Origin of the sequence: Rhizobium sp. RU36D (genome assembly GCF_900176345.1) — a bacterium.
Taxonomy (GTDB): domain Bacteria; phylum Pseudomonadota; class Alphaproteobacteria; order Rhizobiales; family Rhizobiaceae; genus Allorhizobium.
The window spans coordinates 1-13,046 of record NZ_FWXU01000027.1 but is presented as its reverse complement, the minus strand read 5'-3'; the positions used below and the strand labels follow the sequence as shown (position 1 = coordinate 13,046).

At 57.4% G+C, this 13,046-nt stretch carries 18 protein-coding genes; 7 read left to right on the top strand and 11 right to left on the bottom strand.

Going from position 1 to position 13,046, the window contains the following annotated elements:
- Nucleotides 1–7 precede the first annotated feature (7 nt).
- Genes B9A97_RS24270 through B9A97_RS24260 form a run of 3 tightly spaced genes read left to right on the top strand, consistent with a single transcriptional unit; the run spans nt 8 to nt 2,974 of the window.
- Nucleotides 8–523, top strand: a complete 516-nt coding sequence (locus tag B9A97_RS24270; RefSeq protein WP_084368409.1) for an HORMA-1 domain-containing protein — start codon at nt 8–10, stop codon at nt 521–523.
- Entirely contained in the window at nt 523–1,464 is a 942-nt protein-coding gene (locus B9A97_RS24265; protein WP_084368408.1) for an AAA family ATPase, read from the top strand. The genes B9A97_RS24270 and B9A97_RS24265 overlap by 1 nt, the downstream gene beginning before the upstream one ends.
- The gene (locus B9A97_RS24260; protein WP_084368407.1) at nt 1,457–2,974 is read left to right on the top strand and encodes an SAVED domain-containing protein; all 1,518 of its coding nucleotides are present in this window, start codon (nt 1,457–1,459) and stop codon (nt 2,972–2,974) included. Before B9A97_RS24265 ends, B9A97_RS24260 begins: the two co-directional genes overlap by 8 nt.
- A gap of 16 nt (nt 2,975–2,990) precedes the next feature.
- Here B9A97_RS24260 and B9A97_RS24255 read toward each other — a convergent pair whose 3' ends face one another.
- Both B9A97_RS24255 and B9A97_RS24250 read right to left on the bottom strand, forming a co-directional pair.
- The gene (locus tag B9A97_RS24255) at nt 2,991–3,992 is read right to left on the bottom strand and encodes an RING finger protein (protein ID WP_084368406.1); all 1,002 of its coding nucleotides are present in this window, start codon (nt 3,990–3,992) and stop codon (nt 2,991–2,993) included.
- A 184-nt stretch (nt 3,993–4,176) separates the two neighbouring features.
- Nucleotides 4,177–4,728 (bottom strand): recombinase family protein, encoded by a 552-nt coding sequence (locus tag B9A97_RS24250; RefSeq protein WP_084368405.1) that lies wholly within the window; start codon nt 4,726–4,728, stop codon nt 4,177–4,179.
- 253 nt (nt 4,729–4,981) lie between these two features.
- Here B9A97_RS24250 and B9A97_RS24245 point away from each other — a divergent pair, with 253 nt between their 5' ends.
- Nucleotides 4,982–5,269, top strand: a complete 288-nt coding sequence (locus B9A97_RS24245; RefSeq protein ID WP_143530692.1) for a hypothetical protein — start codon at nt 4,982–4,984, stop codon at nt 5,267–5,269.
- Entirely contained in the window at nt 5,269–5,985 is a 717-nt protein-coding gene (locus tag B9A97_RS24240) for a hypothetical protein (RefSeq protein WP_084368403.1), read from the top strand. Before B9A97_RS24245 ends, B9A97_RS24240 begins: the two co-directional genes overlap by 1 nt.
- Before the next feature lie 19 nt (nt 5,986–6,004).
- Here B9A97_RS24240 and B9A97_RS24235 read toward each other — a convergent pair whose 3' ends face one another.
- The 7 genes from B9A97_RS24235 to B9A97_RS24205 are packed head-to-tail and all read right to left on the bottom strand — an operon-like array spanning nt 6,005 to nt 11,145.
- A complete protein-coding gene (locus tag B9A97_RS24235; RefSeq protein ID WP_084368402.1) occupies nt 6,005–6,418 on the bottom strand; it encodes a hypothetical protein in 414 nt (137 codons plus the stop codon).
- Between the two features lie 14 nt (nt 6,419–6,432).
- Nucleotides 6,433–6,936 (bottom strand): hypothetical protein, encoded by a 504-nt coding sequence (locus B9A97_RS24230; RefSeq protein ID WP_084368401.1) that lies wholly within the window; start codon nt 6,934–6,936, stop codon nt 6,433–6,435.
- Nucleotides 6,937–6,947: 11 nt separating this feature from the next.
- On the bottom strand, nt 6,948–7,397 hold the full coding sequence (locus B9A97_RS24225; protein ID WP_143530691.1) for a hypothetical protein: 450 nt from the start codon (nt 7,395–7,397) through the stop codon (nt 6,948–6,950).
- An 11-nt stretch (nt 7,398–7,408) separates the two neighbouring features.
- Entirely contained in the window at nt 7,409–8,617 is a 1,209-nt protein-coding gene (locus B9A97_RS24220) for a hypothetical protein (protein ID WP_084368399.1), read from the bottom strand.
- A 12-nt stretch (nt 8,618–8,629) separates the two neighbouring features.
- The gene (locus B9A97_RS24215) at nt 8,630–8,953 is read right to left on the bottom strand and encodes a hypothetical protein (RefSeq protein WP_084368398.1); all 324 of its coding nucleotides are present in this window, start codon (nt 8,951–8,953) and stop codon (nt 8,630–8,632) included.
- A gap of 14 nt (nt 8,954–8,967) precedes the next feature.
- Nucleotides 8,968–10,632 carry a type IV secretory system conjugative DNA transfer family protein gene (locus tag B9A97_RS24210; protein WP_084368397.1) on the bottom strand — a complete coding sequence of 555 codons (1,665 nt, stop codon included), beginning with the start codon at nt 10,630–10,632 and terminating at the stop codon, nt 8,968–8,970.
- A 3-nt stretch (nt 10,633–10,635) separates the two neighbouring features.
- Nucleotides 10,636–11,145: a hypothetical protein gene (locus B9A97_RS24205; RefSeq protein ID WP_084368396.1), complete on the bottom strand. Its 510-nt coding sequence runs from the start codon at nt 11,143–11,145 to the stop codon at nt 10,636–10,638.
- Between the two features lie 34 nt (nt 11,146–11,179).
- Between B9A97_RS24205 and B9A97_RS24200 the strand changes: the two genes are divergently transcribed.
- Complete coding sequence (locus B9A97_RS24200) at nt 11,180–11,482, top strand: hypothetical protein (protein ID WP_084368395.1); 303 nt, start codon at nt 11,180–11,182, stop codon at nt 11,480–11,482.
- Nucleotides 11,483–11,522: 40 nt separating this feature from the next.
- On the opposite strand, the gene B9A97_RS24195 is transcribed toward B9A97_RS24200, so the two are convergent.
- Together B9A97_RS24195 and B9A97_RS29930 are read right to left on the bottom strand one after the other, a co-directional pair.
- Nucleotides 11,523–12,245 (bottom strand): hypothetical protein, encoded by a 723-nt coding sequence (locus tag B9A97_RS24195; protein ID WP_084368394.1) that lies wholly within the window; start codon nt 12,243–12,245, stop codon nt 11,523–11,525.
- Nucleotides 12,242–12,406 carry a hypothetical protein gene (locus B9A97_RS29930; RefSeq protein ID WP_179145388.1) on the bottom strand — a complete coding sequence of 55 codons (165 nt, stop codon included), beginning with the start codon at nt 12,404–12,406 and terminating at the stop codon, nt 12,242–12,244. The genes B9A97_RS24195 and B9A97_RS29930 overlap by 4 nt, the downstream gene beginning before the upstream one ends.
- 238 nt (nt 12,407–12,644) lie before the next feature.
- On the opposite strand from B9A97_RS29930, the gene B9A97_RS24190 reads away from it, so the two are divergent.
- A complete protein-coding gene (locus tag B9A97_RS24190; protein ID WP_084368393.1) occupies nt 12,645–12,959 on the top strand; it encodes a hypothetical protein in 315 nt (104 codons plus the stop codon).
- The last annotated feature ends 87 nt before the right edge of the window (nt 12,960–13,046 follow it).

Sequence of the window (13,046 nt, the reverse complement as noted above, 5' to 3'; positions counted from 1 at the left end):
GGCATCCATGTCGCAAAGCTACACTGTATCCGAGACCACCACCTTCACTGTTACCCATGCCCGCCACATGGCGGCGAAGGTTGCTACCGATCTTAAGCGGATGCAGCGACTTTACGGCTCGCCGTCCGACGCCGATATCAACAGCTACGAAACCGAGATCATCGGTCTGCTGAAAGCTGGTTATCTCGGCGTCGTCACTTACGGCTACCGCCGGAATAACGACTGGATCGAACCTACGCTGCGCTACACCGCACATGATCTTGCCGATGCCGCCGCCAATGACGAAGACCCCGGTCGTATCAAACCCGGAGCGAACATCTCGGGCGCGACCTTCTATTCTTACCTCACCTACAGCGCCGCCTGGGACATGCTTACAAGCGACCAGAAGGACGCGTTCAAGAAGACTTTGCCTTTCTATCGCGGCGGCGCGCCGGAGCCCGGCGTCACCGGCTATTTTGCTGAAGACCGCGTCTATTCCTCAGGCGGACGGGCTCTTAACCGCGCAAGCGTAAGGAGCTGGTAATGAACACAACGCAGGGACCCAACGAGTTTTTCGAACGGCGCGTCACATATCCGGACATCGGTCCGCGTGAACGTCTTGCACGTCTTGTGGGACTGGACGATCAGAAGGCTCGTCTGACCAAGATTCTGGCGCTTCTCGTCAATCCGGCCGGGCTGGAAGCCTGGGCACAAAAGCACCATCCAAAGATGAATGGCTTGCTGTCCACAGTTCAGCGCCGTCCGCCGCTCGTCGTTCTGGCGGGGGATGTAGGTTCCGGGAAGACCGAGCTGGCGGAGACGATCGGCGACGCAGTCGCGCGTCAGGAAGATATCGACCTGACGCTGCTGCCATTGAGCTTGTCCACGCGTGGCCAGGGCCGCGTAGGGGAAATGACGCAATTGCTGACGGCGGCGTTCGACTATGCCATTAGCGAAGCCAGCAAGCTCAAGGGACGGTCGGGCAAAGCCCGTGGCGGGGTCATACTGCTCGTGGACGAAGCCGACGCTCTGGTTCAGTCGCGCGAAAACGCGCAGATGCACCATGAAGATCGTGCAGGCGTAAACGCCTTCATTCGCGGAATTGATCGGATTGCGAACGCCAGCTTGCCCGCAGCCGTTATCATGTGCACCAACCGCCTCGGTGCGCTGGACCCGGCGGTGAAAAGGCGCGCAGCCGACATCTTGTTGTTCGGTCGTCCTGACGAGGCACAGCGTCGCGCACTTCTCTCCGGGGCGCTTGGCGAGCTTGGATTCGGCCAAGCCGATATTGAGAGGATGGTGATGGCAACCGGTGCTAGTAAGGATCGCCCTTACGGCTACACCTTTTCCGACCTGACCCAGCGCCTGCTGCCCGGAATTATTCTGGACGCCTATCCCGGATCAGCCGTCAAGCCTGCACGCGCGCTCGAAGTGGTGGCAGCCATGCAGGCCACACGTCCGTTCGAGGAGGGCCGCAATGGCTAACGCGGTCACTGCTCGCTGGCATGGCGACAACTATCAGTCTCGGATTTTTTGGGAAAACGCCTTCAACCTGCTAGACGATCACTCCTGTGTCGTCGAAGTCACGTTCGAGGCGGACGGCCCCAAATCTTTCGACGATGTCGTCGTCAAATATGATCCACCCGTCGCAAGGTCAGGGCCGGATCGCGTTGCAGCCGAGTATCACCAGATCAAGTGGCACGTCGAGACCGGCGGGCGCTTCGGCTATGAAGACTTCATCGATCCCGACTTTATCGGCGCGCAGTCATTTTCGCTGCTCCAGCGATTGAGGGAAGCCAGAGCGAAGCTGCCGCAGGGCCAGAACGCCCATTTTTCGTTCCTGACCACCTATCGGATCAAGGACGGCGACCCTCTGGCAGAGCTGGTCTCCGGCCACGATCGGACGCTTTTGATTGAACGCCTTTTCGACGGCACGACCGATCGCAGCAGGATGGGAAAAGTCCGCAAGCTCTGGCGGGAGCATCTGGAGCTTCCCGATGATAACGCCCTAAAGGCCGTGATCGGTGGTTTCCGCATCATTGACGGGCATCGTTCGCTGGACGAGCTTCGCTCCGAAATAAACATCAAGGCGAAGGTCGTCGGCGTCATGGGATGCAGCGCGGCCGCATCAGATTTCAGGTATGACGAACTGGCTCGGCAACTGAAGATCCGGCAGCTTAATGGCCTGACCCGCGAGACACTCCTCAAGCTTTGCGGCGAAGAGGGGTTGCTGCTGGAAAAACAGCAGCCCAAAGAGCAGTTTCTTCCTGTAGCAATCCGCAGCTTTCTCGGTCCTGCTGCCGATATCGTCGGCGCGACCCCTGAAAACTCCCTGATCCTGACCGATGCTTTCAGGCAGCGCTATCTTCAGGACGGGCGCGATTGGCAGGTGGACATCAGGCCACTGGTCACCGCCTTTCTCGGGGCGGCCGCGAAAAAATCTCCGAAGCTGCGTCTCATATTGGACGCTCACGCGTCGATTGCGTTTCTTTCAGGTGCGGTGCTCGACGTAAAATCGGGTGTCAGCACCGAACTGGTACAGAAGGGACGGGTTGGTTCTCGCATCTGGCAGGCGGGCGACGGGACCGCTGGCCCGCGTCTTGAGATAACCGAGCAAACGTTCGGTCAGGGAAGTGAGATCGCCGTCGGCATCAGCATTGCCCAGCAAGTGGCGCCGCACATTCGCCGCTACGTTGATCAGTACCTTCCGAATATTGGCAAACTCGTTACGTTCGCGTTCTCGGAAGGGCCGGGGCATCAGAACGTTGCCGGTGGCGGCCACGCAGCTGCTTTGGCCGAACAGATTGCCATTAGTATTCGCAGTTTGCGCGACGACGATCCCGATGGATTAGTGCACATCTTTGCCGCGTGCCCGAACAGCCTGCTGTTTTTCATGGGGCAGCATCATCAGGGAATCGCACCGTGCGTCATCTATGAATTCGACTTCGACCGTCAGGGCAACAAGTCATACCAACCGTCGTTTGTGATCGACTAACGCACCCTGCCTGGCATCATGTCGCGTCAGCCGCTAGACCCTGCGCGAGTTTCTCGATGAGCGCGACGCATTCGCGGACCGCAACTTCCTTGACGACAAGGCGCTGGCCTTCCCGATAATTCTGATCGCCCGTCTTTGTGATGTAGTCGGCATCGACGAGACCCTCGCGATGGGCAAGGAGGTGGCGCTGCTGGAACAGGCGCTTCAGGAGATCGAGTTCCGCTGCCGAAAGATACGCATCATAGGTCTTTCCGCAGGCGGCCTGCCAAAGCTTGCTTCCCTCATCCAGATTCTGAAACGCGTTGCGGCGCGGAGCCGGTTGACCCGGCCGCTTGGCATAGAGCGCTTCGGCGAAACGCTGAAATGCCGTCACGATCCTTTGCAGTGAATCTTCTGTCAGCAGCCGGACAATATTGCCTGCATCATCGCGCGACGGCAGCCCGGAGGCGATGGCTGGCAGGTTGTCGAGCGTCGCGCGGATCGTACCGAGTGACTGGCTGAAGACAAGGTCAGCGGCGTTGTGACCGCAGGCCGGGCAAAAATAGGCCGAACCAATGACGGCGTAGCGGCAGGCGCATTCCGGGCATTTGATCTTGAGCTGCATCGGGTCGGTGGCAGCGGCCGGAAGAACGATCTCCTTTGGCTTCGCGTCAACCTTCATCGACATCGAAATAAACGACCGGCGCGGCTGGCGGCGATTGAAAAGATCCGCGTCCCGGCGCATCGCCTGATTGATCGAATGCTTTACCTCGGCAAGAGCAGCTTCTTTTGCTTTTTCGATCTGCTCGTGCGTCCACCATTCGTCGGACTTGGCTTGATGACCACAGAACGGACACCACACGACCTCGTCAGTGACGATGTCCCGCCAGTCTTCCTCCTGCACCTTGAAAAGAAACTCGCATTCTGTTGCCGGGCACTGCCGATCAACAAAGCCGTCGGCGTCAGCTTCAGCCGCGACGGGCACCGAGATTTTCATGCCATCAAGCTGCTGTAGTGATTTAAGCAGGTCTTCAAACATTGGCGATTCCCGCATTAGATTTGCCGGAAGATAGCACAAACGTCTGATTTTCTAGATAACTATATTTGCTTTTGCTGCACGCAGCCCTGGGGGCCGACCCCTACGCTGTGCCCCGAGCTCCTCACGAGCCCCCACGGGTGACGATCCCTTGCGCACGAAGAAGCATCGGAGCCAAGTTAGGTCTTCAGCGGCTCCGTAGAGCACGAGACAAAGTCGATCTAGAGACCTTCAACTCTTTGGCCAACTGACTCATGTTGGAATCACCAGACCGCAGGCGCGTAATGGCCTCCCCAATCTGAGCGTCGGTGAGCTTCTTAGGCCGCCCGAGCGTTTTTCCGCGCAGGCGCGCTGCGACAAGCCCTTCCTTGGTCCGACGGGAGAGGATACGCCTTTCGAATTCGCCCATTCCTGATAGAACAGTCAGCATAAAATAGCCCTCTGGCGTCGAGGTGTCGAAGCCAAAGTTGGCGATCCGGAAGCCGATGCCGCGCTTGCTTAAAAGATTGATCTCGCTAAGTGCCTCTGCGGCTGAGCGAAAAGCACGATCAAGGTCGATGACTACTAGCACATCTCCGGATCGCAGGCGGGCCTTCACGCCTTCGTAAACCGGCCTTGTTTTGCTGACGGCGGAAAGGATTTCGATATGCATCTCATCGCAGATCGCTTTCAGACCTTCTATTTGTCGATCGGGCCGCTGCTCTTCAGTGGAGACCCTTAAATATCCGATTTTTCTCATGTTTCTTGCCGTTTCAGAAATCCGCGATTCCCGGACGGTATGCCTCAAAAACGACCCCTTTTGCACCTTTGGCCACGGCCTCAACGGCCAGTAAATTATCCGTAAAAACAAACAAAAAAATATCCAACACAACTATAGGATAACACAAGTGAAGAAATTATGAAAATTGTATCAAAATCGGTCGTATATGCGACGTATTGATCTAGTTAATACTTCGTCTCTGCTGAGAAACGCTTTGATTTCGGTGCCGTTCTTGACGGCGGCGGTTGCAGTCAATGCGGGAGACTTCACGGCCGGTAGCGTGAGGGAGAAAATGAGCCCTGATGAGCAGGTTCTCTATATCTCCGGTGTCGTGGAGGGCCTTGCCTATGCTCGCTACGCCAATGACAACAAGGCGACAGATGGCATGAAATGCATCTATGACTGGTTTTATCAAAAGGACGGCACTCTCCTAAAAATCCAGTCCGCTTTTGACAACTTCAAGGATTATCTGCCCGGCGCGGTCATCGCCGCCATGGTGGCAAAGGAGTGTGGCCGCTGATGGAACCACTGCCGCTTCGATCCTATCGCCTGGAATTTGCGAAACATGCTGAATGGCGGCGTGAGGAAGAACGGCGTGACACGGACTTCGCGCGGCAGCAGACGGAGAAAAAACGCGAACAGGAACAGGATCTAAGAGAGGAATCGCTGGAGGAAATCCTCTTAACGGCCCTCGCAACGAATGCCGAAATCTCTGACTTTACCGTCCGCCTTGACGGCTACGATACCGCTACCATTGAGGCCCTTCATGAGAATGACGAGGCCCTGGCCAAAGTGCGCGAAGAGCTCCGCGTCATTCTCGATAAGGCTTACATTCTGCCCGACGGGCGCAAGGTTTTTAAAACAGAAGATGGAACGCGGGTTTTTGACGAGCACGGTGCCGAGGTGAAGGACCTTGATCCCGAGCAGATCGAAGACTGGCGCCCGCGCTGGGAACAGCTGCAAGAAACCCGTGATGCGCAAAAGCTGCTGCTCGAAGAGCGCGATCAACTTCACAGCTATCAGGAGCGCCTTGATGCAGCGCGCGAGCGGGTCGGCGAGGAGGGTCTCACCAAAGGAGAACTCAAGGAACTTGAGGAGACCCTGAAAGCAGATATGCCTGATGCCGTGAAACGGCACCTACCCGAAGGCAATAACATTTCCTTGGAAGCAGAAGCAGTCGAGCCGAAAGCCGTTTCGTTCAGGCCAGCTGCGAAACTGGATATGCCGGCCCTCTAAACGAGCGTTTCAGGATGGCTTAAAGGTCGAGGTCCTCGACAATGAAAGCGGATTCGGCCTGATCACCGAGATTGCGCCTTGCTGCGATGACGGCATCACGGATCTTCCTCACTCTCCAGTAACTCGACCACAACATGGTCTTCTCGTGGATATAGGTTCCCATTTGCAGGGAGGCGAGGGAGTAACCTGCCGTTAGAAAGATGCAAGCAGTTGCCGCAATCGCCAGCTGTTCGTGCAGGTACAGAAGATCGCCGAACCGCCACGCAAAAAGCAGGATGCCGAGTCCTAAGGCCAGCGACAGGTGAAGAGGCTCCCGCCCAATCCGGATTGAAGTAATCGGCGCGAGCGCTTGATCTTTATGTTTCGTACGCAAATATTTGTCGGTGACAACAATACCGTTGTGATCCCGGTAGTAGACAGTGCTGACATTCATCGTCGATCTCCTGGTCATGATGCATGCCCGCATTGACCCGAGCGCGCCAAGCCGGCAGCAACGTGAGGCAATGTTTGCAGCGCGGCCGGTTGATAGGCCCTGAGACGCATGACGTGAAGCAGCATTGGAAACCGGATCGCATCAAAGGCTCCCGCGACAGCGCATCCGCAGACGGTACTGGTGTCTATTTCATTCGGTACGGCGATTGGCGGAAGCTCAGGCGGCGCGAGGTCTTCAACGAGATCGTTTATGGTGTCCATGAACGGGATATCCGACAAGTTTCCCGTCAGACGGCGGTAGACGTCGAGCGCTGCCCTTTGCCTGTTGTATTCGTGGCGCATGGCGCGATTATCATTGGTGAGCGTGTTCCGCATGATGGTTTCGCACTGGGGGATCATCGTCTTTGTAGCCAGGCGCCGCTCCACCAGCGGCTGGAACCACAAGGCGCAGGCAAGGCCGTAGAGCACGATGCCCGCCAGCAGCGAAGGCGGGCAGATTTTGGTGATGAGTTCGTACATCGATGCGGCTCCTATTGAAAACGGCAGTAGGTTTTAAGGAGAGTTTGGGCATCGTCCGCCGTCAGCCCGAAAGGCTGAAGATCAGCGGGAGCGAAATCGACAAGCTTCGGGCGATTTCGGCCCTCGACCGTTGATAGAAAGAGATTCAGCGTTGTCGCCCCTTGGCTGACCAAAGGCTCCACGTAACACCACTGCGAGGTGATCCGACCTTCTTCAATCGAGGACGCGAACTTGACGCCAGTTGTCACGCTTAAGGCGCCCGCTTCTACAGTCGTGAACTCGACGTAATTCTTGACCTCACGCCCGTTGCGATCCGGGATAAACTGCTTCGCGAGCGCAGCGATATCCGACCATTGCAAGCCGGACGCCCTAAGAACATCGACGCTGATTAGAAAGGCGACCCCGAGGCCCGCCATATAGGCAGGCCCGTAGTCTCTGAAATGGCGGAGGACAGCGATCATCGCCCCCTCCATCAAACGCTGTGTTCGTCAGGGCCGTAGCTCCGCGGTCCGGCCTTGCTGCGAACGGGCGGATTGGCACGAAGCGTCAGCATATTGCCCTGTGCGTTGACGTCGTTCAGAAAGAACTTCGCAGCCATCAGCTCGCGCACCGGCCAGTCGAGAACCGCATCATCCGGCGAGGCCCGGCGGGAAGCCATCAAGGTTGCTTCAAAAGAGAGCAGGATCAAGGGCAGGAGATCGAGGGCAATCCCGGTTATCCAGGCCGGGACAACGGCTTTCCAGTGGAGAACAACAGCCTGGCTGGCGTTCGTCACGGGCATGGAGACGGGCTCGAAACTTTGATCCGTGTCCTTCGCGCCAATTGTGTCTGCAATCGCCTGGGCCTTCGCGTTCATCGACGCCATGATGTTGGATACGGCCTGCTTCTGCTTGTCGGTTTTGACCGATGCCGGGATAAGCGTACCCTGCACGATCCCCGCCATAGATTGGCGGATGTCAGCAGCAATATCGGTGCCGTGCAGATTGCCGATAACGGCGTTGAGGCAATCGATTCCAGCGGCCAGCATCTTGTCGCGGTCTCCAGCTACGCTCGTCGCGGAGACGGCCTGCCGCATCTGAACGAGGCAAGCCTTGCCTTCTTCCCGCTTTGCGGCCAAAGCCTGTTCAGCCGCATCGATGGTAGCCACCTGCGCCGCGACAGTGTTTGCGAGAACATCGAGAGTGGCGGAGATGCCGCCCGCGCCGCGACCTCCGGAGACGCAACCGCTCTTAACCTCACAGGAGCTGAGGCTAGCTGCCTCGCCGGCCAGGGCCGACAGGCTGGAACGCAATCCCGTCAGGTCGCCGCCCGATGTAGATGCGTCGGCGAGAGCTTTTTCTCCGGCGACCACAGTTTCTTCATATCCGTAGCGGATCGCCTCCGCCCCGCCAAAGGCTGCAACGTTTAGAAAACTCGATACGCCTAGCAGGAGCGCGCAGGCGGCAAGTGTGGTGCCCCAGCCGCGTGCCCGGTGTCTGAAGAGCGGCAATTTTGGTGCAACGGCAAAGGCACCGTGCCATACGACATAGGTGAACGTGGTCACGCCGAGGGCGACGATGGCAAAGAAGCCCTTTGTCCACCAGTCATGGGCGCCTGCTGTGAGCGTGAGCCCGGCATAGTTGGCGAGACCGGTTATGCACGCGATGATGATAAGACTGCATTCCACAAGCGTCTTGTTCATGCTGATCTCCTGTCAGAAGAGCGTGGGAATATGTTTCGTGGGGAAGAGTTTGATGATGGGGCAGCGGTCCTGATGAACAGGCGGGATCACGCGCTGGGGGCCGTCGAACGTGAGGTAGAGGCACTCGGTCTCGGTGCGCGTATCCTTGGGGCCTTGGTAGGTGTACTGAAATTTTAAACCTGGCAGGCCGTAGAGGGAGACGAGAACATAGGCTGTCGCCGGAAACGCGATTAGCCAGAAGAGCGAGGCCAGAATGCCGGAGCCGGCGGTGCTGCCGGTCACGGGGGTTGTATCGTCCGGAAGAAAACCCGGACGGGAGGGACGCTTTTTGCGCATGGACTGCTCCTATTTCAGGGAAGAGTGAAGCGTATCGGGAGGTCTGGTTCGTTTTCGTCGCCGGGCAGGCTCGCGGCCTGCGTGAGGAGAGGGTCGATCATGCGGTAGCTGATGAGATCGGCGAGAATGACGGGCTGGTTCTTGAAAATGATCAGTTGCTTATAGTCAGGCAGTTGAAGCGCGTTGCCCTTGCTGACGACGGGCACGCCTTTTTCAGACAGGGACATGGAGTATTTGCCGTCCGCGACGGCCCTGCCTTCCGTCACGGGCAGGCTTCCGCTTTCGGTGATGATGGAGGTGATCCCGGCCCGTTCTTCGAGCCATTTCGCATCGTCGATCGAGCGCACGCCCCAGAATTGCATCACCTCCATTTGCGTTTCAAAGGCGGAGGGTTCCGGATATCTTTTGAAGGAGGTGCGGTCCTGCACGAGAAGATGAAGCTGACATCCATAGGAGCGTCCGACATAGAGGGCGGGCGTGATGGACGGCAGCGCGCCGGTACTCAGATTGGCGAATTCATCGAGTAGAAAGGTCACGCGAGGGTGCAGCGTCCTTGCCTGCATGACCGTGCGGATGAGGCTATCGACGACCAGTCCTGCCCATGTCCCGTAAGGGCCGTTCAGTTTCTCAGGCGGGGCCGCGATGAAGATCGACATAGGCTTGTTTTTGAGGTCGGCCGGGTCGAAATCTGAATATTCGGTTGTCTTTCCGAGAGGGCCGAGTGGATCAAACAGGGCCAACCCGTTTTGCACTTCGGCCAGTATGCTCTCAAACGTCTTGGCGTTGCGCTCGGCCCGCGCCTTGATCCGGCCGCCGGCTTTTGTCACGGCCCCGTTCCCGTAGTCTTCCGCGCGGACCATGGCAGCAAGACATTCGTCGAGGTCTTCTTTCGAGCCGCAGACGAGATTGTAGAGGTAGCAAAGATTGCAGGCGAGTTCTCCTGTATCCGCTTCGAGATGCGCTAGATAAATCAAAAGCCACGTTAAGAGGTCCTTTGCAGCGTCGCGGAAAAACTGGTTTTCGCCTCGTGTGGGAGGATCGGGGATCAGGATAGAAGCGACGGCGCGGGCGGCATCCACAAGTTCCGGCGATCCGACCAAGGCGGGCAGATGCCCAACCGGGTTGAAATGATGGTTGGGCAGGCCTAGCGCCGCGAACAGGTTCCATGGGTTGATGACGACGACGGTCTGATTGAGGACGTCGCGGCGGTGTTTCCATGTGCGGGCGGCGACTTCGCCGCCCTTGTCCGTGCATACGAGATTCCAGCCAATGGACATGGCATTCGGCATCGTGATCGACGCCGTCTTGCCTGCGGCATTTGGCGCGACCGAGACAACATGCGACAGCCCGCGATAGATCAGCGGTGTCTTGCCAATCGCACCGAGGAAAATGCCCTTGCCGTCGATCTTGCCACCGAGGCCAAATTCGATGGCGTCTTTTTGGCTCGCCAGTCTTGCCTTTCCGTAGGTTCCGGTCGGCCTTAGCATTTTCCCGACTGTTCGGCTTCGCCGCCATTGCCGAGCCAATGTCAGCCCGGCGGCGGCAACGGCAATTCCTGCTATGCCGTAGTAGAAATCCTGAAACAGGGGGTAACCAAGAGCTTCGGCGGCTTTGCCGAGGGCAAGGCATGTGCCCCCGACAACAAACGTTTGGAGCCCAAGTCCGAAAGGGTGGGCCATGGATCAACGCTCCCTTTCGGGATCGTCGCGGGATACGTCGTAGTCCGGCCCGCGCTCCCGGCGCTGGCGGTCGTCACTCATCTCCCGCTCGATCGAATATCGAGTCTCTTCGCGGATATTCTCGCGGTAGTTTTCCTCGCGGCGAGTAACCGTTTTTTTCGCGAGGTCTTCGATCTGGGTGATCTCGGACTGTCCGTCGAGCTTGATATCGCCGAGCCGCAGTTCAGGATGCCGGACCAGATCCTTAAGCCGCCGATTTTCCTCGATCGCCACGCGATACTTGTGAGAGCGGCGCTGGTCGTTCATCTCCCGCTCCAGCCGATCTGTTCCGTGGCGCGCGATGGCATCGACGCTCTGACGCCCCTCCGGCGAGAGCGAAGCGAGCCGTTCTCCGAACTCGGCCTCAAAATTAAATTCCTTGCGCACTTCACCGCTGTCGCGATGGATGCCCGGATTGTTACGCCGCCCCGGATTTGCGTTGCGAGGATCGTTTTCGTCATACTGGGAAGGCATGAATTTCCTCCAATTCTAAGAAAGGTGGTTTGCTATGACGGATGAGGATTTGCGGAACGCAGAGGATGCGGATGCATCAAACGGCGCGAACCGCGCGCGCCGGATTCGGATAGAAGGGGAGATCGAGCTTGCGGCCAGTGCGATCGAGAACGGGTACGATCTGAACGCGAGCGAAACGGCTTTTCATGCCGTGCGCACGCATCTGGCGCGGGTACTCCGGCACGAGGGACCGGACGACTATGTCCGATTTGTCGGCAAGATGATCAAAATGCTGCAGGAGCAGAAAGCGGAGCTGGACAAGGCCGTAGCCGAAGATACGAGGCGGTGGGCGAACTGATCGCGCGGTAAGCACGCGATCAGTGCATTCAGCTCAACCGTCAGATGTTGTGAGGGAAGGGCAATATCGCCTCGCTCCATGCTGCAAGGAACGCCCTTGCTGCCGGGACCGCTTCAGGACCGGCCGACATGCGGCGGTAACGGATGAAGAACGGGCTGTTTTGGTCCTGCTCCGCCGAGGCGAAGCGATGGCGATCATGGATGTTACCTTTGAGCTGGGATTTGCCCGTCTCGGTTTCAAGTAGGAAGCCCAACCTTGCGAACGAAATTCGTGACGCCTCGTTCAGCCCTTCAGGCAGTTCCCGAATGGTGCAGCGATATTCCTGCGCCGGCCCGTTTGTAACCAGGTCAGTCAGTATTGCTACGCTGATCATGGCGGTTGCCAGTTTCATACCGCCGAAAGCGGGATGAACAACGACAGCCTTGAAAAGCATGTTGTTGCCGGCGTCGCGATGGAAATAGAGCGTCCCGATCGCATGGCCCTCAAAGCCTGCTTCGATCATCACCGCGCTATCAACAATGAGATCGCGCGGTTCATATTGCCGAAGCATTGGCCGGCCTTGCTCGGTGTGGAGGATGGAATCGAACAAGGCCTTGCAGTTCGCAGTGCGGTTCAGGCTGTCGGCATCCGTAAACGGATCGAAGCTGCGGAGGATGATGCCGCAATGGCGGTTTGCGACCGTCAGACTGATATCGCGCAGCGCCAGGTGGGAACTCGTGTCGGAGGCCGCCGGAGCGGCCCCCTTTGGGAAATCGATGATCATTCGCGGTCCTCCTTGTTGAAGAGGCGTTCCGCACGTTCGCGAAGAAGGGACGCGATTTCTATTTCAAGCGCGGCAATACGACGGTCGCGCTCATCAAGTTTATCGAACAGAACCTGGACAAGTGCATACCCTGCCCGGTCTGAACTTTTGCTATCTGCCATATCGCAACTTCCTTCTGTTGAAATGGTGACAGAGGGAGGCTCAGGCATTCACGATCGGACTGAAATGACTTTAATCCGGACTTTGATCGGACTTTTTCAGAACTTCCGGACTGGGGCCGGACACTCCAAGGATTTTAAGATGTCCGATAATGGCTTGATGTGATTAGGTAAATCGGCCTAGCAGAAAACAACTTTACACACTTTTTGCGATTATTTTGATTTTATGCTACTTTAAGCTATGAGTGAGCCATATCAGGAGAAGCATAGCGTTCGAACCGAATTCCACAAAGCCACGGGAATACCTTGGCGGGTTACCTGGTATAATGCGCTTGGTGACCAGGATGCGCCTGGTGATCTGCCGTCGGAAATGGGGTTTGGCGAGAACGGCGCTCTCGTTTACGCGTTTTGGAAAAAAGACGGAAAATTTAACCGCGACAACGATCTGCCGACCCGGATTTATTACGATGAAAACTCAGGAAAACCTTACCATTTCCGCTGGGAAAAAGACGATCTGGAGCACCGTGATGGAGACAAACCGTCGACGATAGGGTAATCCCCCCGTTTTTAACGGGGCTCTGTAGTAGAATTTACGCGGCCATTTTCAGTTTCTGTGCGGGGGTTATGCCGCCGATGCCCATAT

Excerpts from the sequence above, each read along its gene's own strand:
- B9A97_RS24220 (WP_084368399.1), bottom strand. The coding sequence starts at position 8,617 with ATGAACAAGACGCTTGTGGAATGCAGTCTTATCATCATCGCGTGCATA.
- B9A97_RS24240 (WP_084368403.1), top strand. The coding sequence starts at position 5,269 with ATGGAACCACTGCCGCTTCGATCCTATCGCCTGGAATTTGCGAAACAT.
- B9A97_RS24260 (WP_084368407.1), top strand. The coding sequence starts at position 1,457 with ATGGCTAACGCGGTCACTGCTCGCTGGCATGGCGACAACTATCAGTCT.
- B9A97_RS24250 (WP_084368405.1), bottom strand. The coding sequence starts at position 4,728 with ATGAGAAAAATCGGATATTTAAGGGTCTCCACTGAAGAGCAGCGGCCC.
- B9A97_RS24270 (WP_084368409.1), top strand. The coding sequence starts at position 8 with ATGTCGCAAAGCTACACTGTATCCGAGACCACCACCTTCACTGTTACC.
- B9A97_RS24205 (WP_084368396.1), bottom strand. The coding sequence starts at position 11,145 with ATGCCTTCCCAGTATGACGAAAACGATCCTCGCAACGCAAATCCGGGG.
- B9A97_RS24190 (WP_084368393.1), top strand. The coding sequence starts at position 12,645 with ATGAGTGAGCCATATCAGGAGAAGCATAGCGTTCGAACCGAATTCCAC.
- B9A97_RS24265 (WP_084368408.1), top strand. The coding sequence starts at position 523 with ATGAACACAACGCAGGGACCCAACGAGTTTTTCGAACGGCGCGTCACA.
- B9A97_RS24195 (WP_084368394.1), bottom strand. The coding sequence starts at position 12,245 with ATGATCATCGATTTCCCAAAGGGGGCCGCTCCGGCGGCCTCCGACACG.
- B9A97_RS24230 (WP_084368401.1), bottom strand. The coding sequence starts at position 6,936 with ATGTACGAACTCATCACCAAAATCTGCCCGCCTTCGCTGCTGGCGGGC.
- B9A97_RS24215 (WP_084368398.1), bottom strand. The coding sequence starts at position 8,953 with ATGCGCAAAAAGCGTCCCTCCCGTCCGGGTTTTCTTCCGGACGATACA.
- B9A97_RS24225 (WP_143530691.1), bottom strand. The coding sequence starts at position 7,397 with ATGATCGCTGTCCTCCGCCATTTCAGAGACTACGGGCCTGCCTATATG.
- B9A97_RS29930 (WP_179145388.1), bottom strand. The coding sequence starts at position 12,406 with ATGGCAGATAGCAAAAGTTCAGACCGGGCAGGGTATGCACTTGTCCAG.
- B9A97_RS24235 (WP_084368402.1), bottom strand. The coding sequence starts at position 6,418 with ATGAATGTCAGCACTGTCTACTACCGGGATCACAACGGTATTGTTGTC.
- B9A97_RS24200 (WP_084368395.1), top strand. The coding sequence starts at position 11,180 with ATGACGGATGAGGATTTGCGGAACGCAGAGGATGCGGATGCATCAAAC.
- B9A97_RS24210 (WP_084368397.1), bottom strand. The coding sequence starts at position 10,632 with ATGGCCCACCCTTTCGGACTTGGGCTCCAAACGTTTGTTGTCGGGGGC.
- B9A97_RS24255 (WP_084368406.1), bottom strand. The coding sequence starts at position 3,992 with ATGTTTGAAGACCTGCTTAAATCACTACAGCAGCTTGATGGCATGAAA.